Source organism: Sphingomonas sp., from assembly GCF_042095875.1.
GTDB lineage: Bacteria > Pseudomonadota > Alphaproteobacteria > Sphingomonadales > Sphingomonadaceae > Sphingomonas.
The window spans coordinates 123,920-147,838 of record NZ_JBELMJ010000002.1 but is presented as its reverse complement, the minus strand read 5'-3'; the positions used below and the strand labels follow the sequence as shown (position 1 = coordinate 147,838).

General features: G+C 70.4%; 17 protein-coding genes, 2 tRNA genes and 1 riboswitch. Of the genes, 9 read left to right on the top strand and 10 right to left on the bottom strand.

Annotation, left to right across the window (positions count from 1 at the left end; translation table 11 throughout):
• Positions 1-581: 581 nt before the first annotated feature.
• Positions 582-657: transfer RNA gene (locus ACFDS6_RS01745), tRNA-Thr, on the bottom strand.
• A gap of 201 nt (positions 658-858) precedes the next feature.
• On the opposite strand from ACFDS6_RS01745, the gene ACFDS6_RS01740 reads away from it, so the two are divergent.
• The 3 genes from ACFDS6_RS01740 (at position 859) to ACFDS6_RS01730 (ending at position 7,245) form a co-directional block, all read left to right on the top strand.
• On the top strand, positions 859-2,112 hold the full coding sequence (locus ACFDS6_RS01740) for a hypothetical protein (RefSeq protein ID WP_375270380.1): 1,254 nt from the start codon (positions 859-861) through the stop codon (positions 2,110-2,112).
• Positions 2,113-2,403: 291 nt separating this feature from the next.
• Complete coding sequence (locus ACFDS6_RS01735; protein WP_375270379.1) at positions 2,404-7,035, top strand: NAD-glutamate dehydrogenase; 4,632 nt, start codon at positions 2,404-2,406, stop codon at positions 7,033-7,035.
• 134 nt (positions 7,036-7,169) lie between these two features.
• A tRNA-Ala gene (locus ACFDS6_RS01730) sits at positions 7,170-7,245 on the top strand.
• Positions 7,246-7,263: 18 nt separating this feature from the next.
• On the opposite strand, the gene ACFDS6_RS01725 is transcribed toward ACFDS6_RS01730, so the two are convergent.
• Entirely contained in the window at positions 7,264-7,809 is a 546-nt protein-coding gene (locus tag ACFDS6_RS01725) for a DUF924 family protein (RefSeq protein WP_375270378.1), read from the bottom strand.
• Positions 7,806-7,991: a hypothetical protein gene (locus ACFDS6_RS01720; RefSeq protein WP_375270377.1), complete on the bottom strand. Its 186-nt coding sequence runs from the start codon at positions 7,989-7,991 to the stop codon at positions 7,806-7,808. The genes ACFDS6_RS01725 and ACFDS6_RS01720 overlap by 4 nt, the downstream gene beginning before the upstream one ends.
• 165 nt (positions 7,992-8,156) lie before the next feature.
• Between ACFDS6_RS01720 and cysD the strand changes: the two genes are divergently transcribed.
• The 3 genes from cysD (at position 8,157) to ACFDS6_RS01705 (ending at position 11,947) form a co-directional block, all read left to right on the top strand.
• The gene (gene cysD, locus ACFDS6_RS01715) at positions 8,157-9,071 is read left to right on the top strand and encodes a sulfate adenylyltransferase subunit CysD (protein ID WP_375270376.1); all 915 of its coding nucleotides are present in this window, start codon (positions 8,157-8,159) and stop codon (positions 9,069-9,071) included.
• Positions 9,072-9,231: 160 nt separating this feature from the next.
• Positions 9,232-11,142, top strand: coding sequence for a sulfate adenylyltransferase subunit CysN (gene cysN / locus ACFDS6_RS01710; protein WP_375270375.1), 1,911 nt, complete (start codon positions 9,232-9,234; stop codon positions 11,140-11,142).
• Between the two features lie 13 nt (positions 11,143-11,155).
• A complete protein-coding gene (locus ACFDS6_RS01705) occupies positions 11,156-11,947 on the top strand; it encodes a 3'(2'),5'-bisphosphate nucleotidase CysQ (RefSeq protein ID WP_375270374.1) in 792 nt (263 codons plus the stop codon).
• A gap of 11 nt (positions 11,948-11,958) precedes the next feature.
• Here ACFDS6_RS01705 and ACFDS6_RS01700 read toward each other — a convergent pair whose 3' ends face one another.
• On the bottom strand, positions 11,959-12,414 hold the full coding sequence (locus tag ACFDS6_RS01700) for a MaoC family dehydratase (RefSeq protein WP_037523666.1): 456 nt from the start codon (positions 12,412-12,414) through the stop codon (positions 11,959-11,961).
• A gap of 130 nt (positions 12,415-12,544) precedes the next feature.
• Here ACFDS6_RS01700 and ACFDS6_RS01695 point away from each other — a divergent pair, with 130 nt between their 5' ends.
• Both ACFDS6_RS01695 and ACFDS6_RS01690 read left to right on the top strand, forming a co-directional pair.
• Complete coding sequence (locus ACFDS6_RS01695) at positions 12,545-14,614, top strand: catalase (protein WP_375270373.1); 2,070 nt, start codon at positions 12,545-12,547, stop codon at positions 14,612-14,614.
• A 187-nt stretch (positions 14,615-14,801) separates the two neighbouring features.
• The gene (locus tag ACFDS6_RS01690; protein WP_375270372.1) at positions 14,802-16,103 is read left to right on the top strand and encodes a UDP-glucose dehydrogenase family protein; all 1,302 of its coding nucleotides are present in this window, start codon (positions 14,802-14,804) and stop codon (positions 16,101-16,103) included.
• Positions 16,104-16,151: 48 nt separating this feature from the next.
• Here the strand turns inward: ACFDS6_RS01690 and ACFDS6_RS01685 are convergent, their stop codons facing one another.
• The 6 genes from ACFDS6_RS01685 to ACFDS6_RS01660 form a co-directional block, all read right to left on the bottom strand.
• Positions 16,152-16,916, bottom strand: coding sequence for an ABC transporter ATP-binding protein (locus ACFDS6_RS01685; RefSeq protein WP_375270371.1), 765 nt, complete (start codon positions 16,914-16,916; stop codon positions 16,152-16,154).
• Positions 16,913-17,896 carry a FecCD family ABC transporter permease gene (locus tag ACFDS6_RS01680; protein ID WP_375270370.1) on the bottom strand — a complete coding sequence of 328 codons (984 nt, stop codon included), beginning with the start codon at positions 17,894-17,896 and terminating at the stop codon, positions 16,913-16,915. Before ACFDS6_RS01680 ends, ACFDS6_RS01685 begins: the two co-directional genes overlap by 4 nt.
• Positions 17,893-18,690, bottom strand: a complete 798-nt coding sequence (locus ACFDS6_RS01675) for an ABC transporter substrate-binding protein (protein WP_375270369.1) — start codon at positions 18,688-18,690, stop codon at positions 17,893-17,895. The genes ACFDS6_RS01680 and ACFDS6_RS01675 overlap by 4 nt, the downstream gene beginning before the upstream one ends.
• A gap of 5 nt (positions 18,691-18,695) precedes the next feature.
• Positions 18,696-20,618 (bottom strand): TonB-dependent receptor plug domain-containing protein, encoded by a 1,923-nt coding sequence (locus tag ACFDS6_RS01670; RefSeq protein ID WP_375270368.1) that lies wholly within the window; start codon positions 20,616-20,618, stop codon positions 18,696-18,698.
• A 202-nt stretch (positions 20,619-20,820) separates the two neighbouring features.
• A riboswitch (cobalamin riboswitch) is annotated at positions 20,821-21,042 on the bottom strand.
• 64 nt (positions 21,043-21,106) lie between these two features.
• Positions 21,107-21,814 carry a queuosine precursor transporter gene (locus ACFDS6_RS01665; protein ID WP_375270367.1) on the bottom strand — a complete coding sequence of 236 codons (708 nt, stop codon included), beginning with the start codon at positions 21,812-21,814 and terminating at the stop codon, positions 21,107-21,109.
• Between the two features lie 152 nt (positions 21,815-21,966).
• Positions 21,967-22,332, bottom strand: a complete 366-nt coding sequence (locus ACFDS6_RS01660; protein ID WP_375270366.1) for a hypothetical protein — start codon at positions 22,330-22,332, stop codon at positions 21,967-21,969.
• A 241-nt stretch (positions 22,333-22,573) separates the two neighbouring features.
• Here ACFDS6_RS01660 and ACFDS6_RS01655 point away from each other — a divergent pair, with 241 nt between their 5' ends.
• Positions 22,574-23,917: a NupC/NupG family nucleoside CNT transporter gene (locus ACFDS6_RS01655; protein ID WP_375270365.1), complete on the top strand. Its 1,344-nt coding sequence runs from the start codon at positions 22,574-22,576 to the stop codon at positions 23,915-23,917.
• The last annotated feature ends 2 nt before the right edge of the window (positions 23,918-23,919 follow it).

Sequence of the window (23,919 nt, the reverse complement as noted above, 5' to 3'; positions counted from 1 at the left end):
TGCTCGTCATGGCCCCTTCCTCTCAGGAGTTGGGGCCTCCCACAAACCCGGGGCGATTCAATGCGACGGAGCGCGTTAGGGGCGAGGATGCGAACTCGCGGAGAAGTGGAGCGACATGCAGTGCATCTCGCGCGCGCAGGCCTACGCGCATGCCCCAGCCGCAGAGGCAATCGGATCGCTCCACCTGCCGCGGTCGTGAGACCTCTAGCAAGCGCGCGCCGAGCATCGCCTGCAGATCGACTTCTCGCATCGGCGAGCCATTGCTTGTCCTGCGTGATATGTCCACCTAAGCCGCGAGTAGCCGGCTGCAGACGATTGTCCGCGATACTGCTGCATGCCGCCAAGCGAAGCGAGCGACGGCTTCAGTGTGGTCGCAAAATAGGTAAGACGCTGGCGGATAACCAATGCTGCATTGAAATCGAGCGTGGCCGCAGCATGTCGGATGCAAGGGCCGCACGTCGTGACCGCCAACCCCGCTGCCTAATCAAAGCAGCCCCAACTAGGTCCCACGTGGGTTCCCAAGCCAGCGCCCGTTAGCCTCGGCCGCCGCCGCTTTCCTCGCGGAAGCGTGTCAAGAAGGATGGTGCCGCCTACAGGACTCGAACCTGTGACCCCCGCATTACGAATGCGATGCTCTACCAGCTGAGCTAAGGCGGCCTGGTGCGCCCGTGTGTGGGCGAGGCGCGGCGCTTAGCAGGCGTGGGGGTGGGTGACAAGCGGGATCGTCGCGGCCGTCTGCCGGGCGAACGGCGCGGCCGCGCGGGTCCACGGTTTACGTGGCGTTTACGGGTGCGCGCGCATGTCGGTCGCGAACGATCGCGCACCTTGGCTGGCGACGTCGTCGGGAAAGAGCAGGTTATGGAAAGCGCGCGCGGGACCGATGGCGATCGGGGCGGCATCCGCCAGGACAACGACCCGCTGGACAGCGGCGTGGGTGAGCCGCAGGTCAAGATCGGCAGCGACGAGCGGCGCATGCACGTGCGCGCCTACAACCACTGGGTGTCGCTGCTGCGCGACCGGCCGTTCCCGACGATCGCCGACCTCGACCCCGCGAGCATCGCCGACTTCGGTCCGCACAGCGTGCTGCTCGATTTCGGCGACGGACTCGACGATCCCGCGATCCAGTTCCTCGGCACCGCGCTCCGCGCCGAGTGCGGCGTCGACAAATCGATCGCCAGCATCGCGCAGGTCCCGCCGCGCTCGCTGCTGTCGCGGCTGACCGACCATTACCTGCAGATCATCGCCAACCGTGCGCCCGTCGGGTTCGAGGCCGAGTTCGTCGGCATCCGCGGGCACAGCACCTTCTACCGCGGCATCCTGATGCCCTTCTCCTCCAACGGCGAGGCGATCGACTTCATCTACGGCGTGATCAACTGGAAGGAGATGGTCAGCGTCGACGCGCAGTCTCGGCTCGACGCGGAGCTGGCGAGTGCAGTCCGTGCCGCGCCCCGCGCCGCCGATCTGTCGCCGGTATGGGCCGACGGGCCGAGCGCGGCACCCGTGCTGCTGCCCGGCGACGACACCGACCTGGCCGAGCGACTGGCGCTGGCGCGCGAGAGCGCGGCGGCGGCGCGGGTCGCGAACGCGCGCGGGCGTGTCGCGCGGTTCCGCGCGATCGGCCGGGCACACGATTTCGCGCGCGCCGCCGAGCGTGCGCCCGAGCGCTTCGCCGACCTGCTTGCCGACGCCGGGCTGAGCGAGCACGCGCGCGCGCCGCTCGGCGCGGTCGCCCGGCTCGTGTTCGACGCCGACGAGCAGCCCGCCGCACCGCGCGAGATCGCCGAAGCGCGCGCGGTTCTGTCCTTCGCGCGCCGCCGCGACGTGCCGGAGGGCGCGCTGCCGCGCTTGATCGAGGCGACGCCCGGCGGCGTGCGCGGCATGGTGGCGGCCGAGCGTGTCGCACGCCGGCGCGACGCCGCGCGCCGCAACGACCTGCCGTTGTCGGCGCGCCGCGCGGTCGCGCAACTGTCGCCAGGCACGGTCGAGGCCGGGGTAGCCGCGGGCGAGCCGGTGGTGCTGCTCGGCCGCGCCGCTGCCGACGGTGCGATCGACATCGTCGGGGCGACCACCGACGATGCGCTGTCCAGGCGGGTGCTGGCGCGACTGCGCTAGTGCCGCGCGGTCGCTCGGCGGACGTCGGGTCGGGCCGCTGATCGAGCGTTTGGTGAAGGCGTGACAGCGCCATCGCGCCCTCCGCCAAGAAAGCACTATTGGAGCAGCGACGATCTCCACCTCGTGGCGGTCGTTTCGGCCTATCACGAGCGCTCCAGAGACGCCGTCAGTTCGTTGTGCCCTACCCCCCGGATCACCCAGGGCACCAACCCACTCGCCGGCCGCTCCCGCGCTATCCCCGCCGCGCGGCGGGGGTTGAGATAGGACCGCGACCGGCGCATAGCCGCGGTGATGGCGAGGAAGTTACAGATGATACTGTTCGACACGCTGGCGGCGCGTCTCACCCACGGCGCACTTCCCGACGAGCTGCTCGATTTCACCCCGCAAGAGCAGGCGAGCGCCGCCGAGTTCCTGATCGCGACCGGCGCGACGCGCGCGCCCGGCACGCCCGCGATCGCGCTGGAGCCGCTGCCGGGCGACGGCGGCCCGCGGCAGATGCGCGTCGGGATCGTCAACGACGACATGCCGTTCCTGGTTGATTCGATCGCCGCCGCGATCGGCGCGCGCGACATCGCGATCGAGCGCATCCTCCACCCGGTGGTCCAGGTGTCGCGCGACGAGAGCGGCGCGCTGACCGCGATCGACGTCGACGGCGGCCTGCGCGAGTCGATGATCTACCTGGAAATGGACCGCGCCGACGCGCGCGACCGGCGCGAGCTGGTCGAGGAGCTGGCGTCCGTCCTCGCCGACGTGCGCGCGGCGACCCGCGACTGGCGCGCGATGCAGGCGGCGCTGGCGCACGACGCGGGTACGCTGGACGACACCGGCGGCGACGCGGAGGGCGCGAGCCTGCTGCGCTGGTTCCTCGACCGCCATTTCACCTTGCTCGGGCATCAGCGCTGGAACGTGTCGGGCGGCGACGACGTGGACGGTGCGCTCGGCATCATGCGCAACGCGCACGCGGTGCCGTTCCTCGCCGATCGCTCGCGCCACCTGGCGGTGGAGTGGTTCCAGGCGGGCAACAAGGCGCCGCTGCTGCTGAAATCGAGCCTGATCTCGCCCGTCCACCGCCGCGTCCCGCTCGACCTGCTGGTCGTGCCCGTCATGCAGGCCGGGCGCGTGACCGGCCTGTCGATCACCGCCGGGCTGTGGACCTCGGCCGCGCTCAACGCGCCGCCGCGCAGCGTGCCGGTGCTGCGTCAGCGGCTGGCCGAGTTCGAGGACAAGTTCGGCTTCGATCCCGCGGGGCACACGGGCAAGGCGCTGATGCACGCGCTCGCCTATTTGCCGCACGACCTGCTCACCGCGGTCGATCCCGCCGCGGTGGAGCGGCTCGCGCTCAGCGCGATGAGCCTCGCCGACCGTCCGCGGCCCAAGCTGGTGCTGGTGCGCTCCGCGCTCGCGCGGCACCTGTTCGCGTTCGTGTGGCTGCCGCGCGACGACGTCACCACCGCGCGCCGCAGCGCGATCGGCGAGATGCTGTCGGAGGCGGCGGGCGGGCCGGTGATCAACTGGTCGATTAGCCTGGAGGATCAGGTGATCGCGCTGCTGCGCTTCACACTCGACCTGCGCGAGGGCGGGCGCGTGCCCGATGCCGCGCCGCTCGACCAGCGGCTGGCGCGCATGGTGCGCGGCTGGGTGCCCGACGTCGAGGCGGCACTCGCCGAGCGCGTGCCCGCGCCGCGCGCCGCGCGGCTCGCGCTGCGCTGGGCGGCGGCATTCCCGCCCAATTACCGCAACGTGTCCAACGCGGATGAGGCGGCGCAGGACATCCTGCGCTTGTCGCAACTGGACGGCGAGGGCGATCGGCAGGTCCACCTCTACCCGACGATCGCGGGCGAGGATCACCGGCTCAAGATCTACAAGCTGCACGGCGCGCTGGCGCTGTCCGACGCGGTACCGGTGCTGGAGAATTTCGGCTTCCGCGTGGTCGGCGAACTGCCGACGCGGCTGCGCGAGGCAGACAACGCCTTCGTGCATGATTTCGTCGTAGAGGCGCCCGACGCGGCGTTCGACGACCAGCCCGCGGTGCTGGAGGGCGCGATCGCCGCGGCGCTGCGCGGTTACGCGGAGAATGACGCCTTCAACAGCCTGGTCGTCGCCGCCGGGCTCTCCCCGCAGGCGACCGTGCTGTTCCGCGCCTGGTACCGGTATCTGCGCCAGGCCGGGCTGACCTACACCATGTCGACCGTTGTCGACACGCTGGCGCGCAACACCGACCTCTCGCGCGCGCTGATCGCGCGGTTCCACGCGCTGCACGACCCGTCGTTCGACGGCGACGCGGGCGAGAGCGACGACGAGATCACGCGCGCGCTCGACGCGGTGTCGGGGATCGACGACGATCGCATCCTGCGCAGCTTCCGCGCGGTGATCAACGCGACGCTGCGCACCAACGCCTTTACTCCAGCCGCGAACGAGGCGCTGGCGTTCAAGCTCGACAGCGCAGCTGTGCCCGGGCTGCCCAAGCCGCTGCCGTGGCGCGAAGTGTGGGTCTATTCCCCGCGGGTCGAGGGCATCCACCTGCGCGCCGGCCCCGTCGCGCGCGGCGGCCTGCGCTGGTCCGACCGCCGCGACGATTTCCGCACGGAAATCCTCGGGCTGATGAAGGCGCAGCGCGTCAAGAACGCGGTCATCGTGCCGACGGGCGCGAAGGGCGGCTTCTACGCCAAGCAGCTGCCGTCTCCCGCCAACCGCGAAGCGTGGCTGGCGGAGGGGACCGAGGCGTATCGCATCTTCATCCGTACCTTGCTGTCGATCACCGACAACATCGTCGGCACCGGCGTCGTTCACCCCGACGGCGTGGTGATCCGCGACGGCGAGGACCCGTATTTCGTCGTCGCCGCCGACAAGGGGACCGCGACGTTCAGCGACGTCGCCAACGCGCTGGCGCTGGAACGCGACTTCTGGCTGGGTGACGCCTTCGCCAGCGGCGGCAGCGTCGGTTACGACCACAAGGCGATGGGAATCACCGCCAAGGGCGCGTGGGTGTCGGTCCAGCGCCACTTGGCCGAGCGCGGGGTGGACGTGCAGTGTCAACCGATCCGCGTCGTCGGCTGCGGCGACATGTCGGGCGACGTGTTCGGCAACGGCATGCTCTTGTCCAAGGCGATCAAGCTGGTCGCCGCCTTCGACCACCGCCACATCTTCCTCGATCCGAACCCCGACCCTGAGACGAGCTGGAACGAGCGCGCGCGCATGTTCGCGCTGCCGCGCTCGTCCTGGGCGGATTATTCCGCGCCCGTGTCGGCGGGCGGCGGCGTCCACAGCCGTGCCGCCAAGTCGATCGCGATCACGCCCGAGGTCGCCGCCGCGCTCGACGTCCCCGTCGGCGACATGGAGCCGTCGCTGCTGATCGCCGCGATCCTGAAGTCGCCGGTCGACCTGATCTGGTTCGGCGGCATCGGCACCTACGTGAAGGCGGCGGCGGAGAACAACGCCACCGTCGGCGATCCCGCCAACGACCGCCAGCGCGTCGACGCGGAGGAACTGCGCGCGATCGCGATCGGCGAGGGCGCGAACCTGGGCGTGACGCAGGCGGCGCGCATCGCCTTCGCCGCGCGCGGCGGGCGAATCAACACCGACTTCATCGACAATTCGGCCGGCGTCGACTGCTCGGACAACGAGGTCAACATCAAGATCGCCTTGAACCGCGAGATGACCGAGGGCCGGCTCGCGTACGAGGACCGCAACGCGCTGCTCGCCAGCATGACCGACGACGTCGCGCACCTCGTGCTGGAGGACAACCGGCTCCAGACGCTCGCGCTGTCGATCGCGGAAGGATCGGGCAACGAGGCCGCGCAGGCGGTGCCGAGCTACGTCCGCGTGATGGAAGTGTTCGAGGAGGCCGGGCGGCTCGACCGCCGCGTGGAAGGGCTCGCCTCCAACGTCGACTTCCTGCGCCGCGGCGTCGACGGGCGCGGGCTGACCCGCCCCGAGCTGGCGGTGTTGCTCGCCACCGCCAAGCTCGCGCTGCAGGACGCGATCGAGGCGAGTTCGCTCGGGACCGATCCCGCGCTCCTGCCCGACCTCCACGCCGCCTTCCCGGCTGCGATGCAGGAACGGTTCGCGGACGCGATCGACCAGCATCGGCTCCGCGGTGAGATCGTCGCGACCAAGCTCGCCAATCGCATCGTCAATCGCATCGGCATCCTCCACCCGTTCGAGCTGGCGGAAGAGGAGGGCGCGGCGCTGTCCGACATCGCGGCGATGTTCGTCGTCGCGGAGCGTCAGTTCGGCCTCGCCGAGCTGTGGCGCGAGATCGAGCAGACCGCGATGCCCGAGGCGGCGCGCTACGCCTTGTTCGACGAGGTCGCGGTCGCGACGCGCTCGCACGTCGCCGATCTGCTGCGCGTCGAGGCACCGGGCACGATGCCCTCGGCGGTGCTCGAGCGGCTCGGGCGCGGGATCGCGCGGCTCGACGCCGCGGCGCGCGACCTCCTGCTCGACGAGGCGCAGGCGCAGAGCCGCCGCATCGCCGCGACGCTGGAGGCGACGGGCGCGCCCGCCGACCTCGTTGCGCGCGCCGTGCGGTTGTTCGAGCTCGACGGCGTCGTCGGGCTCGCCGACCTGGGCGGTCGCTCGGGGATCGACGAGACGCGGATCGCGCGCGCGTTCACGCATCTGGGGCAGGCGCTCGGGCTCGACTGGGCGCAGTCGACTTCGGCGCGGATCACCTCGAGCGATCCGTGGGAGCGGTTGCTGATCGCGGGGCTGGCGCGCGATTTCCAGCAGCTGCGGCTCGACTTCCTCGGCCGCACCGCCAACGGCGCGCCGGAGAAGGCGGTGGCGCGCTGGCTCGCCGACAATGCCGCGCGCGTCGGGCAGTTCAAGGCGGTGGTCGACCGCGCGCGCCACGCGCCCGCGCCCAATGCCGCGATGCTCGCGCAGATCGCGGGGCAGGCGCGCGTGCTGCTGGGGCGGTGACGGAGCGGGATCGGTCGGGCCACGCGCCCGGCCGGTCCGAGCGGCGCCGGTCGCTTTTCGCGTGCGAAAGGCAGTTGCACGCCGCGATCAACGTCGCTAGTGGCAGCGCTCGGTCGCGCGCGACCGGGCCGGGCGGGGCTGTAGCTCAGATGGGAGAGCGCTGCAATCGCACTGCAGAGGTCAGGGGTTCGATTCCCCTCAGCTCCACCACCCCGCCACCTTCCCGCATCACCAACCGGCGTCGGGCTGGCTGAGATAGACCTGCTCCTCGGGCGACGACGCGCGCCCCAGCGCGGCATTGCGCGACGGGAACCGGCCGAAGCGCGCCTGTACGTCGCGGTGATCGCGCGCGAAGGCGAGCGCCTCCTCCTCCCCCAGTTGCTCGAACTTCTCGACCGACAGCGCCTGTAGCGCCGCATCCTCCGCGTGCATCAGCGGCATGTAGAGGAACTGCCGTTGCTCGGGCGTGTAGCGCTCCTCCCACCCGTGCTCGACCGCCAGCAGCGTCAGCTCGCGCGCCAGCGCGTCGGCGGCGAACGCCTCCGCTTCACCGCGGTGGATGTTGCGCGAGAACTGATCGAGCAGGACGATCGCGGCGAGCAGCGCCTCGGGCGTGTCGCGCCAACCCGCCGCGTCGCTCGCCAGCACCGCGTCGCGCGCGGGCCCGAACCGTTCGGCGATCGTGCGGTCGAGCGCATCGTCCTTCGCGAAACGCTGCTCGGGCGTGACCTCCTCGAACCAGAAGTCGAGCACGTCCCCCGGCTGGACCGTCACCGCAGCGCCGCCGCGACCGCGTCGAGCAGGGTCACGCCCGCGAGCGGCCCGAAGATCAGCATGATGAGGTTGAACACGACGATGTTGCGCATCACCCGCGCCTGCTTGGCCGTCAGCCGGCGGATCGGTCGCTCGGGCTGCCACGGCGGGGGCGGGGGCCAGTGGCGGTTGTCGACGAACATGCTCGCGTCTCCTCACCCGCGCCAACGCGCGAGGCGCACATAGATACCGCCGCCAAACCAGCGCTTTCAACCCCGCGAGCAGATCATTGTCGCAGGCGCGCGGTCGCGTCCGCATATGTTGGGTAACAGGCGCCCCAGTTTCGGCACCCAAGACGAGGACATGAAATGGCGCCCGACCAGCGCACGCTGACCCATCTCGACCGGCTCGAGGCCGAGGCGATCCACATCATGCGCGAGGTGGTGGCGGAGTGCGAGCGTCCGGTGATGCTCTACTCGGTCGGCAAGGACTCGGCGGTCATGCTGCATCTGGCGCGCAAGGCGTTCTATCCCTCGCCGCCGCCGTTCCCGCTGCTCCACGTCGACACGACGTGGAAGTTTCGCGACATGTACGCGATGCGCGACCGCATGGCGCGCGAGAGCGGGATGGAGCTGCTCGTTCATCGCAACTCCGACGCGGAGGCGCGCGGCATCAATCCGTTCGACCACGGCGCGCTCCACACCGATCTGTGGAAGACCGAGGGCCTGAAGCAGGCGCTCGACCTTCACGGCTTCGACGCCGCGTTCGGCGGCTCGCGCCGCGACGAGGAGAAGAGCCGCGCGAAGGAGCGCGTCTTCTCGTTCCGCTCGGCCAATCACCGCTGGGACCCGAAGAACCAGCGGCCCGAGCTGTGGAACCTCTACAATGCGCGGAAAGCGAAAGGTGAGAGCATCCGCGTGTTCCCGATCTCCAACTGGACCGAGCTCGACATCTGGCAGTATATCGCCGCCGAGGACATTCCGATCGTCCCGCTCTACTTCGCCGCACCGCGCCCGACCGTGGAGCGCGACGGCACGCTCTTGATGGTCGACGACGAGCGTTTCAGGCTCCTACCGGGCGAGCAGCCCGTGACGCGCTCGATCCGCTTCCGCACATTGGGCTGCTACCCCCTGACCGGCGCGGTCGAGAGCAAGGCGGCGACCCTGCCCGACGTGATCCGCGAGATGCTGCTCACCACCACCTCCGAGCGGCAGGGCCGCGCGATCGACCGCGACGCAGGCGACGCCAGCATGGAGAAGAAGAAACAGGAGGGGTACTTTTGACGCGCCACGTCATGCGAAGCGTGGCCGCGGACATCGGCGTCACCCGCCGGGTGACGAGGCGTCAACCCCGGCGCAGGCCGGGGTCCCGCGCCCAGCAGTCGTACGCCCGCGCACTGCGCCCCTCCGCCAGCCACCCGGCCCGAGCCGACGAGACCGACCGATGACCGCCTACACCCCTGACGCGCTGATCGCCGACGACATCCACGCCTATCTCGACCGGCACCAGAACAAGACCTTGCTGCGCTTCATCACCTGCGGGTCGGTCGACGACGGCAAGTCGACGCTGATCGGGCGGCTGCTGTACGATTCCAAGACGATCTTCGAGGACCAGCTCGCCGCGCTGGAGGCGGATTCGAAGCGCGTCGGCACGCAGGGTGGCGAGATCGACTTCGCGCTGCTGGTCGATGGCCTTGCCGCCGAGCGCGAGCAGGGGATCACGATCGATGTCGCTTACCGCTTCTTCTCGACCACGGCGCGCAAGTACATCGTCGCCGACACGCCGGGGCACGAGCAGTACACCCGCAACATGGTGACCGGCGCGTCGACCGCCGACCTGGCGGTGATCCTGGTCGACGCGCGCAAGGGCGTGCTGACGCAGACGCGGCGCCACTCCTACCTCGCGCACCTCGTCGGCATCCGTCACGTCGTGCTCGCGGTCAACAAGATGGACCTGATCGGCTACGACCGGGCGCGCTTCGACGCGATCGTCGCCGATTACCGCGCCTTCGCGGCGTCGATCGGCATCACCGACTTCACCGCCATCCCGATCTCGGGCTTTCGCGGCGACAACGTGACCGCGCCGTCGGCGAACACGCAATGGTACGATGGCCCGACGCTGATCGCGCATCTCGACAGCGTCGAGGTCGACCAGCACGCCGACGCCGTGCGGGCGTTTCGCATGCCGGTGCAGTGGGTCAATCGCCCCAACCTCGACTTCCGCGGCTTCTCCGGGCTGATCGCCAGCGGCAGCGTGCGTCCGGGCGACGCGGTGCGCGTGCTGCCCTCGGGGCGGACCAGCACGATCGCGCGGATCGTCACGCTCGGCGGCGACCAACATCGAGCGATCGCGGGCCAGTCGGTCACGCTGACGCTCGCCGACGAGATCGACTGCTCGCGCGGCGACGTGATCGCCGCCGCCGACGCCCCGCCGGAGAGCGCCGACCAGTTCGAAGCGACGATCGTGTGGATGGCGGACGAGGCATTGCTGCCCGGCCGCGGTTACTGGCTGAAACTCGGCACGCAGACCGTCACCGCGAATGTCCAGCCGCCCAAGTACCAGGTCAACGTCAACACGCTGGAGCGGCTCGCGGCCAAGACGCTCGACCTGAACGCGATCGGCGTCGCCAACCTCTCGACCGACCGCCCGCTGGTGTTCGAGCCGTATTCGAGCGAGCAACGCGCGGCCAACAAGACGCTCGGCGGCTTCGTGCTGATCGACAAGTTCACCAACGCGACCGTCGCCGCGGGCATGATCCACTTCGCGCTCCGCCGCGCGCAGAACGTTCACTGGCAGGCGACCGACACCGCGCGCGAGCATCACGCGGCGCTCAAGAACCAGCAGCCCGCCGTGCTGTGGTTCACCGGGCTGTCGGGGGCGGGCAAGTCGACGATCGCCAATCTGGTCGAGAAGAAGCTGGCGCGAATGAACCGCCACACCTTCCTGCTCGACGGCGACAACGTGCGTCACGGGTTGAACCGCGACCTTGGCTTCACCGACGCCGACCGGGTCGAGAACATCCGCCGCGTCGGCGAGGTCGCCAAGCTGATGACCGATGCGGGGCTGATCGTCATCACCGCGTTCATCTCGCCGTTCCGCTCCGAACGTGACATGGTGCGCGGCATGATGAAGCCGGGCGAGTTCATCGAGGTCCACATCGACACGCCGCTCGCCGACGCGGAGGCGCGCGACGTGAAGGGGCTCTACGCCAAGGCGCGCGCGGGCCAGCTCAAGAACTTCACCGGCATCGACAGCCCGTACGAGCCGCCGGAGACGCCCGAGATCCGCATCGATACGCGCCGCATGACGCCCGACGAGGCGGCCGACGCGATCGTCGCCAGACTGATACCGTGATGGGGCTGATCCCGTGAACGAAACGCCGCTCGCGCTCGCGGCGGTGGCGCCGCCGCCGGGGCTGGAGGACGACGCCGCGCTCGCGCGCCACATCGCCGAGCACGCCGGCGCGATCCTGCTCGCCGCGCGCGCGTCCAGCCTGTTCTCCGGCGCCGCGCTCGGCCAGGCGGGCGACCGCGTCGCCAATGCCTTCATCATGGAAGCTTTGCGCCACAACCGCCCCGACGACGCGATCCTGTCGGAGGAGGAGCGCGACAGCGAGGTGCGGCTGTCGGCGCGGCGCGTGTGGATCGTCGACCCGCTCGACGGCACGCGCGAGTATGGCGAGGGGCGCGACGACTGGGCAGTCCACGTCGCCTTGGCGATCGGCGGAGAACCGCTGATCGGCGCGGTGGCGCTGCCCGCGGTGTCGCTGACGCTCTGCTCGGCGCGGCCCGGCGGGCTGTGCGACGCGCCCGACCGGCTGCGCATGCTGGTCAGCCGCTCGCGCCCCGCGCCCGAGGCGCTGGCGGTGGCCGAGGCGCTCGACGCCGCGCTGATCCCGATGGGGTCGGCGGGCGCGAAGGCGATGGCCGTGGTGCGTGGGCAAGCCGACATCTACCTCCACACCGGCGGGCAGTATGAGTGGGACAATTGCGCCCCCGCCGCGGTCGCGCGCGCCGCCGGGCTCCACGTCAGCCGCGCCGACGGCACGCCGCTGGTCTACAACCGCGCGAACACTTGGCTGCCCGACCTGCTGATCTGCCGCCCCGAACTTGCCGCGCCGGTGCTGGACGCCTACGCGCGCTTCACCGCCCGCCGGTAGCGCGGTAACCCTCAGCCCTCCGCCGGCCGCCGCTTCATCATCGCCGCGCGGCGGCAGATCGCGACCAGCTCGCCGCGCTGGTTGGTCATGCGGTGCTCGAACTCGACGATGCCGACCGCCGGGTTGGACTTGCTCTCACGGATCGACACGACCTCGCTCGCCGCCTGCAGCGTGTCGCCGTGGAACACCGGCTTGGGAAAGCGCGTGTCGCTCATCCCCAAGTTGCCGACCGTGGTGCCGAGCGTCGTGTCCTGCACCGACATGCCGATCATCAGCCCCAGCGTGAACAGGCTGTTGACCAGCGGCTTCCCCCACTCGCTCTTCTCCGCGAAGTCGAAGTCGATATGGAGCGGCTGCGGGTTCATCGTCAGCAGGCTGAAGCTCATGTTGTCATACTCGGTCACCGTGCGGCGCAGCGGGTGGGTGAAGGTCTGCCCGACCGAAAATTCCTCGAACCACAAGCCCATCGTCGTCTCTCCTGATCGTAGCGCCGCGTCCTGCCGCGACCTGCCGAACCGCGCCAGCCTTTCGTCGCGGGACCCGCAACGAAGCGGTCCCGATGGACGTTGATAGGGCTTACTGGAGTGCATATCCGACATGACTGAATTTACCACCTCGCGCGGCAACGGCGGCGAGACGCATCAGCAGGCGTCGGGCGACGCGCCCGTCCTCACCACCAATCACGGCGTGCCGATCAGCGACAATCAGAATAGCCTGAAATCGGGCAAGCGCGGGCCGACGCTGCTCGAGGATTTCGTGCTGCGCGAGAAGATCTTCCACTTCGACCACGAGCGTATCCCGGAACGGATCGTCCACGCGCGCGGCTCCGGCGCGCACGGCGTGTTCGAGGCGACCGCTGACATCTCCGACCTGTCGAAGGCCGCGGTATTCCGCAAGGGCGAGCAGACCGAGGTATTCGTGCGCTTCTCGACCGTCGCGGGTGGCGCGGGCTCGGTCGACACCCCGCGCGACGTGCGCGGCTTCGCGGTGAAGTTCTACACCAGCGAGGGCAATTGGGACCTCGTCGGCAACAACATCCCCGTGTTCTTCATCCAGGACGCGATCAAGTTCCCCGACCTGATCCACGCGGTGAAGATGGAGGCCGACCGCGCCTACCCGCAGGCGGGCAGCGCGCACGACACCTTCTGGGACTGGGCGAGCCTCATGCCCGAGAGCACGCACATGCTGATGTGGGCGATGTCCGACCGCACGCTGCCGCGATCCTTGCGCATGATGGAGGGCTTCGGCGTCCACACGTTCAAGCTGGTGAACGCGGAAGGCCATGCCAGCTTCGTCAAGTTCCACTGGAAGCCGCGGCTGGGGCTGCACTCGACGATCTGGGACGAGGCGCTGAAGCTCCAGGCCGCCGACAACGATTACCACCGCCGCGACCTGTGGGAGGCGATCGACACCGGCGCCTATCCGCAATGGGATCTCGGCATCCAGGTGTTCGACCAGGCGTTCGCCGACGCGCAGCCGTACGACGTGCTGGACGCGACCAAGCTGATCCCGGAGGAGGACGTGCCCGTCCGCGTGATCGGCACGCTGACGCTCAACCGCAACCCGGACAATTTCTTCGCCGAAACCGAGCAGGTCGCGTTCCTGCCGACGAACATCGTGCCGGGCATCGACTTCTCGAACGATCCGCTGCTGCAGGGGCGGCTGTTCAGCTATCTCGACACGCAGAACTCGCGGCTGGGGACGACCAACTTCCACCAGATCCCGATCAACGCCCCGCGCTGCCCGATGCACAATTTCCAGCGCGACGGTAAGATGCAGGTCCACGTGCCGAAGGGCCGCGCCAATTACGAGCCCAACAGCCTCGCCGCGCACGGCGAGGACGGCGGCGCGCGCGAGAGCGAGGCGGGCTTCGCGACTGTCAACGCCGCGACCGGCGCGGACGAGCAGGGCGACAAGCTGCGCGTCCGGTCGGAGACGTTCGCCGACCATTACAGCCAGGCGCGGCTGTTCTACCGCTCGCAGGACGCGCACGAGCAGGCGCACATCGCCTCGGCATTCGTGTTCGAACTATCCAAGGTCGGCGTGCTCGACCAGGTACCGCCGCGCATGGTCGCCAATTTGCGCAACGTCGACGAGGACCTGGCGCAGCGCGTCGCCGATGGCATCGGTATTCCGCTGCCCGACAAGGCGGCGGCGGCGAAGGAGCCGGTCGACATGGCACCGTCCGACGCGCTGTCGATCCACAAGAACATGAAGCCGACGCTGGAGGGGCGCAGCGTCGGCATCCTGATCCACGACGGCACCGATGCGGCCGAACTCGACGCGCTGATCGCGGCGGTCGAGGGCGAGGGGGGCAAGGCGGTGATCGTCGCGCCCAAGGTCGGTGGCGCCAAGCTGTCGGACGGCTCGATGCGCAAGGCCGACGGGCAGCTCGCCGGCTCGCCGAGCCAGATCTTCGACGCGGTCGCGATCCTGCTGTCGGACGAGGGCGCGAAGGCGCTGATGAAGGAGGGCGCCGCGGTGCAGTTCGCAATGGACGCGTTCGGCCACCTGAAGGCGATCGGCGCGAGTGCTGCCGCCAAGCCGCTGCTCGACAAGGCGGGGGTCGAGCCCGACGCGGGCGTCACCGACACCGGCAGCGCGTTCGTCGACGCGGCCCGGCACCGCTTCTACGACCGCGAGCCGAGCGTCCGCATGCTCGCCTGACCGGGGTCCGCCGGGCGGCAACACCGCCGCCCGGCACCCGACGCGTTTACATATCCTTGGCACCCGCTCCGTTACGGCGGCATAGTAAGGCTTGGTGGCTGGCGCTCCGCCGGCCACGTGGCTAAGCCGCCCATCACCGCCGCGTCACCGCGGCGGCACTGCGTCCAACGGGGGTAATATCACCAACATGCGCGTCACCATGATCGGCTCGGGCTATGTCGGCCTCGTCTCGGGCGCCTGCTTCGCCGATTTCGGCCACGACGTGGTCTGCGTCGACAAGGACCAGGGCAAGATCGATAAGTTGCTCGCGGGGGTGATGCCGATCTTCGAGCCGGGGCTGGACGAGCTGGTCGCGCGCAACGTCGAGGCGGGGCGGCTGCGCTTCACCACCGACCTGCCCGAGGGCGTGCGCGACTCCGACGCGGTGTTCATCGCGGTCGGCACGCCGTCCCGGCGCGGCGACGGGCACGCCGACCTGTCATACGTCTACGCCGCGGCCGAGGAGATCGCCGCCGCGCTGACCGGCTTCACCGTGATCGTCGACAAGTCCACCGTCCCCGTCGGCACCGGCGACGAGGTCGAGCGGATCATCCGCGAGGCGAACCCCGACGCGGACTTCGCGGTGGCGAGCAACCCCGAGTTCCTGCGCGAGGGTGCGGCGATCGACGACTTCAAGCGTCCCGACCGCATCGTGATCGGCTCGGACGACCAGCGCGCGCTTGCGGTGCTGCGCAACGTCTATCGCCCGCTCTACCTCAACAAGTCGCCGATCGTGGAGATGAGCAGGCGCGCGGCCGAGCTGACGAAATACGCCGGCAACGCCTTCCTCGCGACCAAGATCACCTTCATCAACGAAATCGCCGATCTGTGCGAGAAGGTCGGCGCGAACGTGCAGGACGTCGCACGCGGCATCGGGCTCGACGGCCGCATCGGCGACAAGTTCCTCCACGCCGGCCCCGGCTACGGCGGATCGTGCTTCCCCAAGGACACGCTCGCGCTGCTGAAGACCGCGCAGGATTACGAGGCGCCGCAGCGGATCGTCGAGGCGGTGGTCGCGGTCAACGACAACCGCAAGCGCGCGATGGGGCGCAAGGTGATCGCCGCGATGGGCGGCGACGTGCGCGGCAAGTGCGTCGCGGTGCTCGGCCTCACCTTCAAACCCAACACCGACGACATGCGTGACAGCCCCGCGATTGCGGTGATCCAGGCGCTGCAGGACGCGGGCGCGACCGTCCGCGCCTTCGATCCCGAGGGTCACGAGCAGGCGAAGAAGGTGCTGGAGAACGTCCATTACTGCGATGGCGCCTATCAGACGATGGAGGGCGCCGACGCGCTGGTCATCCTGACCGAGTGGAACGCGTTCCGCGCGCTCGACCTGCGCCGCGTCAAGTCGCTGCTCAGCGCGCCCGTGCTGGTCGACCTGCGCAACATCTACCACCGCGAGCAGGTCGAGGCCGCCGGGTTCGAATACACCGCAGTCGGCCGCTAAGCCTTTTGGACCGTCATCCCTGAGCAGGTCGGGGGTGACGTGAGGCGCTCACCACACCCGCACGCACGCGCCGTGCGCGTCGCGCACCACGCGCATCTCGACCTCGTACAGCGCGCTCAGCACCTCGGCGGTGAGCACCGCGTCGGCGGCACCGTGCTCGACCACCACGCCGCCGCGCAGCGCGACCGCGTCGTCGGCGATGCGTAGCGCCAGGTCGAGGTCGTGCAGCGCCACCACCACTGCGCAGCCCGCGTCCGCCAGCGCGCGTAGTCGCCGCCCGGCGTCGAGCGCGTGGCGCGGATCGAGCCCGGCGGTCGGCTCGTCGACGATCACCACCTCAGGGCTACCCACCACCGCGCGCGCGAGCATGACGCGCGCCAGCTCGCCGCCCGACAGCTCGGTCGCGGCGCGGTTGCGCAGTGAGGTCAGGTCGAACTGCTCGAGCGTCTCCGCCACCCGCGCGCGCAGGTCGGCCGACAGCCCGCCGAACGCGGGCAGATGCGCGGTCAGCCCGAGAGCGACGACGCGCTCGACGCTGATCGGCCAGTCGACGCGCGGCGCCTGCGGCAGATAGGCCCGCCGCCGCGCCAGCGCCTGCCGCCCGACCTTTGCCAGCGGCACCTCGCCCAGCCGCACCGCGCCCGCGTCCGGCGCGATCAGCCCGGCGGCGACCGCCAGCAGCGTCGACTTGCCCGCGCCGTTCGGCCCGATCACCGCGGTCAGGCGACCGGGCGCGAACCGCGCACTCGCCTCGTGCAGCACCGCGCGCGCGCCGCGCCGCACGGTGACGGTGTCGAGCGACAGCGCGCTCACGGGCTCACCCGCCTGAGATGCAACACCAGCCACAGGAAGAACGGCGCGCCGACCGCCGCGATGAACACGCCCAGCTTGATGTCGGCGGCGAACGGCAATGTGCGCACCGCTAGGTCCGCCGCCAGCACGATCGCCGCGCCGGCAAGGCTCGCGGGCAGCAGCGTCGCGCCCGCGCGATGCGCGACCAGCGGGCGCACGACGTGCGGCGCGATCAACCCGACGAAGCCGATCGTGCCCGCCACCGCGGTTGCCGCCCCGATCCCCATCGCGGTGCCGATCAGCGCGAGCAGTCGCGCGGCGCCGACGTTCACCCCCAGGCTCTCCGCCTGCGCCTCGCCCAGCGCCAGCGCGTCGAGCGCGCGCGCGGTCGCGAACAGCATCGCCGCGCCGCCTGCGATGAACGGCCCGGCGAGCACGACGTGATCCCAGTTGCGATCGGCGAGCGACCCCATCAGCCAAGTCATGATCTCGTACGCGGCATAGGGGCTCGGCGCGAGGTTCAGCGCCAGGCTGACGCCCGCCCCGGCGATCGTCGACACCGCCACGCCCGCCAGGATCAGCGCCAGCGTGCCGCCGCTTCTGGACAAGGCCAGTGCGACCGCGATCACCGCCATCGCGCCGGCGAGCGCGAACAGCGGCGTCGCCAGCGCGAACGTCGCCGCGAACCCGTAGTAGATCGCGATCACCGCGCCCAGCGACGCCCCCGCCGACACGCCCAGCAACCCCGGCTCGGCCAGCGGATTGCGCAGCAACCCCTGCAACACCGCGCCCGACAGCCCGGTCACCGCGCCGACCAGCAGCGCCAGCACCGCCCGCGGCAGGCGGATCTCGACCACGATTTCGCGCGCCAGCGGCTCGCCCCCGCCCAGCAGCGCGCGCGCCAGCGTGGCCGGCGCGAACCAGATCGTGCCGGCGGACAGCGACGCGAGGAACAGCACCGCCACCAGCAGCGTCAGTGCAGGAACCAGCACGCGCGTCACGCCGCCGCCCTCAGCGCCGCCGCCGCGCGGCCGACCGCCGGCGTGCCGCAGATCACGCGCGATAGCGGCACGTCGATCCGCCTGGCGCGCGGCCAGCGCGTGCGCACCGCCGGGTGCTCGCGCCGGCTGTCGGCGACGCTCGCGTCGCGCTCGCCCGCGCTCATCGTGACCAGGCGGTCGGGGGCGAGCGCCAGCAACGTCTCGACGTCCGCGGGCGCGCCCGCCGGCGTCACGTCGGTGTAGCCTGCCGCGCGGATCGCGAGCGCGAGCAGCGGCGTCTCGCTCAACCCGTCGCGCGTCCACACCGCCACGCGCTCGCGCCGGGACGGGGAGGGGGCGAGGTCGCGCATCATCGCCGCGATCATTGCCTCGCCGCGCGCCTGCTCACCCAGCGCCGCCGCCAGTGTGCGGATGTTGGCGGCGATCGCGCCCGCGTCGCTCGCGTCGGGCAGCTCGATCACCGGATAGCCCAGCCGGTGCAGGATCGCGCGCCCGCCCGCGTTGGAGAAGGTGTCGGTGACGATCAGGTCGGGCCGGGTCGTCACCACTTCCTCCACCCCGCCGCGGTTGGTCGCGACCCCCCGCGCCGCCGCGACCGCGTCGGAGTAGCGCGGGTCGCGCGACAGCCACGTCACCGACGCGATCCGCGCGGGCGGCAGCAGCGCCAGCACCAGCTGGTCGGTGCACTGGTTGAGGCTCATCACCCTGACCGGCCGCGCGGGCGCAGTCCGCGGCACCGGCGCCCCCGCGCCGCACGCGGCGAGCGCGAGCGCGAGGAACACCGGCCAGCGCACCCGCCTTACAGCCGCGCCCGGATGCCGGCGTAGGCGGCGCGCCCCGCGGTGCGGAACCCCACCACCTCGCGGTAATCCTCGTCGAACAGATTCTCGACCCGGCCGTAGAGCGACAGCCCCGGCGTCAGCTGGACGTCGCCGTTCAGGTTGACCAGCGTGTAGTCGTCCAGCCGCTCGGTCGCGAAGGTCGCGAAATTGGTGTCGAGCGCGCGCCCGTTGTAGCGCACCGTCACGTTCGCGCCGAACCGGTCGTCGGGCGCGCGCCACGCCAGGTTCGCGCTGCCGATATGCTTGGGCCGGCGGATCAGCGTCGCGTCCGCCTCGTCCTCCGCGTCGAGATAGGTGTACGACCCGTCGAAGCGGAAGCCCGCGGGCAGCGCGAGGTTCGCCGACACCTCGACACCCTCGTGCGGCGATCGGCCCGCGGCATTGACCACCGTGTAGGTCGGCGCGAACACCGACACGATCTTGTCGCGCAGCACCGCGTGGAAATAGGTCACGTCGACGCGCCCGCGCCCGTCCAGGAACGACTGCTCCGCGCCCGCTTCCCAGCCGTAGGAGCGCTCGGGCTTGAGGTTGGGGTTGCCGACGAATCCGCTGGTCGGCGAGAAGCCGAACAGTTCGGAGAAGTTGGGCGCCTTGACGCCTTCGCCCCCCGCCGCGTGCACGCGCGTGCCGAAATCGAAGCGGTAGCTGCCCTGCGCGCGCCACGTGGTCGCGTTGCGGAACCGGTTGTTGTCGTCGTGCCGCACCGACGCGCCCAGCCCCAGCCGCTCGCCGACCGTCAACTGATACTGGCCGACGAAGCCCCAGTTGGTCGTGTCGCGGAACGGGTTGGCGCCGCTGATGAACGCGGAGGTGCCGCGGAACTCCTCGCGCTCGTAATCGACCGCGCCGGTGATCTGGTGCGTGACGCGGTCGCCGCCGAGCTTGAGCGATGACACGTACGATCCCTTGATCCGCCGCCCGGTGTTGCCCGACGTCTCGTTGCCTGCGTCGTCGAACAATGCGCGGTCCGTGTCGGCATATTGCGCCGACACGTCGTTGCTCCAGCGCCCGTCGGCGGTGCCGAAACGCGCGCCGAGCAGCGAGTAGAAGGCGTCGTTGCGGTACGTGCCGCCCGCGTCGATCGCGTTGCCGGTGACTGCGTAATCCTGGTCGTTCAGCTCCGCCTCGCTGTGGGTGTAGCGCACCACGCCGCGCAAGCTGACACCCGCGACTTCGTAGCCGAGCTTGCCGTTCACCGTCCCGATCCGCGACCCGATGTCGCGCGATCCGCCCGGCGCCACCACGAAGCCGCCGGTGCCCAGGTACGACCCGCCGACCGCGTAATCGACGCCCGCGAGCGTCCCGGCACCGCGCGCGGCGCCGTTGACCGTGTTGAACGAGCCTGCCTCGATCCGTCCCGCGAAGCCCGGCATCTCGCGCCCGCTCGCGGTGATGTAGTTGATCACGCCGCCGATCGCGTCCGATCCGTAGAGCGAGCTCTGCTCGCCGCGCAGCACCTCGATCCGCGCGCCCGGATCGGCGACCAGCGAGGCGAAGTCATACTCGCCCGAATAGGGATCGGCCGCCTCGATCCCGTCGATCAGGACCAGGGTATGGTTGCCTTCCGCGCCGCGGATGCGGACCTGCGTCAACCCGCCGACCGGTCCGGTGCGGTTGACCGAGACGCCCGGCACGTCGCGCAGCACGTCGGACACGACGCGCGTCTGGCGGTCGGCCAGGTCGACCGGCTTGATGACGGTCGCCGACGATCCCAGCGTCGCGGTGGAGATGCCGCCCGCGCCGCGGTTGGCGGTGACGACAACGGTGTCGGTAACGGGTGCGTCGGTGTCGGCGGGCTGGTCGGCCTGCGCGAGCTGCGCGGTGGCCGATAGCGGCAGCAGCGCGGCGGTGGTGGCGAGTGCCAGTGAAACGAACTTCATGCTTTGATCCCCTTTCGGCGTCGTGACGGACGCGCGGAAAGGGGTCGTTCGCGTGCCGAGGCGCCACGAAACCAGTCGGCGCGCGGTTGAGCGGCGGACGCGTCGCGCCACCCGGTCCACGCACCGTCGCGACCCCGAGCCGCGCGGCTTCGTCGCTCGACGAGAAAACTTCCCGTGCCCCGGCCATCCCCTGGACCAAAGCCAATGAGCGACACGCGCCGGCAGGTCTCCTGGCTCACGGGTCACGGCCCGGTGCACGGCCTTCCCAGGTTTCCCCAGTGGCTGCGAACGGCACGAACCGCCCGCCTTGTGCACCGCGCTCGCCGCTTACAGTTGCAGGGACAGCCGCGGATTGGAGGGGGAGGCCCCCTCTCACCGCATTCCCTTTCAAGCCCTCTCGGGCACCGGCGCGATCAGATGGTGCGCGGCGTCGCCGCCGTGCTCCACGCCCGGCGCCTTAGCGGATCGCGGCGGCGGAACAAGAGGGCTCAAACGCCCGGCCGCGCACCCTCGCGGTCCAGCCGCCGCCCGATCGCGACCGCCAGGTAGATGAGCGGCGGCACCAGGACCGCCGACAGCACGACCTTGGCCAGCATCTGCCCCGCCATCAGCCACCCGACCGCCGAAGTCCCGAAGGCGATGGTGATGAACAGGATCGTGTCGATGATCTGGCTCAGCGCGCTGGCGACCCCGGCGCGGAACCACAGCAGCGAATTGCCCTCGCGCCCCTTTAGCCAGGAAAAGATCGTGACGTTCAGCGTCTGCGACACGCCGTAGGCGATGATCCCGCCCAGCCAGATCCAAGGCGTCGCCCCCATCATGGTGTTGAACGCCGCCAGCCGATCGGCCCCCATCTCGCCCGCCGCGGGCAGCGCCAGCACGATCAGCGTCAGCAGGATCGAGACGAGTAATGGCACGAACCCGAACAGCACCAACTTGTTGGCGGTCGCGCGTCCGTGCAGTTCGGCCACCGCGCTGCTGGTGACGACCAGCAGCAGGAACGCGAAGATGCCCGCCTCGATCGCCAGCGGCGGCAGGCCGACCGCGGGGCCCAGCGCGGACAACGGCCCGAGCGACACCTGCTTGTTGCCCAGCACGCCCGCGATGCACGTCATGCCGCCGTAGAAGATCGAGAACACGAACAACGACCGCGAGATCGCGGGCGTCTGGTGGATCGGCGTGGGCGGGATCGGCATGGCCGAACTGCTAACGCGAAACGCCGCCCGGTCAATCGCCCGGAGAAGTCAGAACGTTCATGCCCCCGCAGTGCCCGCGTCCGTGCCCGATCGACAGGTGGTGCGCGTGCCGGCCACGATGATCGTCGCGCGCTCGCCCGGCTGCATCGGCGTCACCACCTTCTTGCCCTTCCAGATGAACTTGAAGTGAGCGGGCCGACAAGGTTGCAGGTCGCACCCTTGTCCTCGGGCATGCACAGATCCTCCAGCCGCCGGTAATCTGCCGCGGTCGCGGGCTCGACCGGCGTGACCCTGACACCCGTCGCCGCTGCGCCGCCGAAGATGAAGCGCTGGCCGAAGTTGAGCGCGTTGACCGTCCAGCTGGTTGGGCCGGGCGGCGGCGGTGCCGGCCGCTCGATCCCGGCATTGGCGGCCAGTCGCGTGCAGAAATCGCCGTCCGGTGCCGCGACCGGCGCGGCTTGTGCGCTCAGCAGCAGCATCGGCGCGCACCACGCCAGCCGCCTCGTCGTCATCGTCATCGACACGTCTTTCCCCGTTCGGCGTCATGTTGAGCACGACGACGCGAGCGCTTGCAAGGCGCAAGGTGGCCTCGATCGCCGTCGCCTCCGTCGTCGGTGCGGTGCCCGAACCGCGGTTTTGCACGCTTTTTCCCGCTGTTACCGGCGATCCGCAGCATGTATGGCGCCGCACCGACCCGTGTGTATGATGCCGGTCAGCGCGGGGGGCCGCGCTTCTCGATCCACCTGTCTCGGAAATTTCATGCAGCGTATCCTCATCGGCCTAGCCGGCGTCGCGGTGATCCTCGGGATCGCGCTGCTGCTGTCCACCGATCGCCGCGCTATCCGCCTGCGCGTGGTCGGCTCCGCCTTCGCGCTCCAGGCCGCGATCGCGGTCATCGTGCTCTACTGGTCGCCCGGCCGCGCTGCGCTCGCGGGTGCGTCGGGCGGGGTCGCGGCGCTGCTCGGCTACGCGCATGCGGGGGTCGAGTTCCTGTTCGGCCCGCTCGCGCGGCCCGAGATTGGCGGGACGAGCTTCGCGATCGCGGCGCTGCCGGTCATCATCTTCTTCGCCGCCCTCGTCTCGATCCTCTATCACCTCGGCATCATGCAATTGGTGGTGCGCTGGCTCGGCGGCGCGATCGAGCGCGTGATCGGCGTCAGCAAGGTCGAGAGCCTGTGCGCCGCCGCCAACATCTTCGTTGGGCAGAGCGAGTCGCCGCTCGTCATTCGACCCTATCTCGCCGGGCTCACCCCGCCGCAGGTGTTCACCGTGATGACCAGCGGGATGGCGGGCGTCGCGGGGACGATCCTCGCCGCTTACGCCTCGATGGGGATCAGCATCGACTATCTGCTCGCCGCCAGCTTCATGGCGGCGCCCGGCGGCATCCTGATGGCGAAGATCATCATGCCCGATCGGCTCGCCCCGCGCGCCGGCGAACTGCCGCTCGACGACCCCAACGACCCCTTGAGCATCGAGGATCGCCAGATCGCGATCGCGGAAGGGCGGCTCGACGCGCGCGGCCCCGCGGTGCTGCCGTCGGAGACGCCGGGCGAACCGCTGCCCGACGCGACGCACGACGAGGAGAAGCCCGCCAACCTCATCATGGCGGCGGCGCAGGGCGCGCAGACCGGCGTCAAGCTCGCGGTCGCGGTCGGCGCAATGGTGCTGGCGTTCGTAGCACTGGTGGCACTCGCCAACGGCATCCTGGGCGGCATCGGCAATCTGCTCGGGCTACCGGGGCTGAGCTTCCAGGGGCTGCTCGGTTACGTGTTCCAGCCGGTCATGTTCCTGCTCAACATCCCGTGGAACGAGGCAGGGATCGCGGGCGGGCTGTTCGGCGAGAAGATCGTGCTGAACGAATTCGTCGCCTATATCGACCTCGGCAAGCAGGCGGCGGCGCTGTCGCCGCGCACGGTCGCGGTGATCACCTTTGCGCTCTGCGGCTTCGCCAACTTCTCCTCCATCGCGATCCAGATGGCGGTGACCGGCGGCCTCGCCCCCAACCAGCGCCCGACGATCGCCAAGCTCGGCTTGCGCGCGCTGGTCGCGGGCAGCCTCGCCAACCTGATGAGCGCCGCGCTCGCAGGGTTGTTGATCGGGTGACG

Bases quoted from the DNA above. Each gene is read 5' to 3' on its own strand.
- ACFDS6_RS01655 (WP_375270365.1), top strand. From the start codon at position 22,574: ATGCAGCGTATCCTCATCGGCCTAGCCGGCGTCGCGGTGATCCTCGGG.
- cysN (WP_375270375.1), top strand. From the start codon at position 9,232: ATGACCGCCTACACCCCTGACGCGCTGATCGCCGACGACATCCACGCC.
- ACFDS6_RS01700 (WP_037523666.1), bottom strand. From the start codon at position 12,414: ATGGGCTTGTGGTTCGAGGAATTTTCGGTCGGGCAGACCTTCACCCAC.
- ACFDS6_RS01695 (WP_375270373.1), top strand. From the start codon at position 12,545: ATGACTGAATTTACCACCTCGCGCGGCAACGGCGGCGAGACGCATCAG.
- cysD (WP_375270376.1), top strand. From the start codon at position 8,157: ATGGCGCCCGACCAGCGCACGCTGACCCATCTCGACCGGCTCGAGGCC.
- ACFDS6_RS01670 (WP_375270368.1), bottom strand. From the start codon at position 20,618: ATGAAGTTCGTTTCACTGGCACTCGCCACCACCGCCGCGCTGCTGCCG.
- ACFDS6_RS01735 (WP_375270379.1), top strand. From the start codon at position 2,404: ATGGCGAGGAAGTTACAGATGATACTGTTCGACACGCTGGCGGCGCGT.
- ACFDS6_RS01720 (WP_375270377.1), bottom strand. From the start codon at position 7,991: ATGTTCGTCGACAACCGCCACTGGCCCCCGCCCCCGCCGTGGCAGCCC.
- ACFDS6_RS01690 (WP_375270372.1), top strand. From the start codon at position 14,802: ATGCGCGTCACCATGATCGGCTCGGGCTATGTCGGCCTCGTCTCGGGC.
- ACFDS6_RS01665 (WP_375270367.1), bottom strand. From the start codon at position 21,814: ATGCCGATCCCGCCCACGCCGATCCACCAGACGCCCGCGATCTCGCGG.
- ACFDS6_RS01660 (WP_375270366.1), bottom strand. From the start codon at position 22,332: ATGACGATGACGACGAGGCGGCTGGCGTGGTGCGCGCCGATGCTGCTG.
- ACFDS6_RS01740 (WP_375270380.1), top strand. From the start codon at position 859: ATGGAAAGCGCGCGCGGGACCGATGGCGATCGGGGCGGCATCCGCCAG.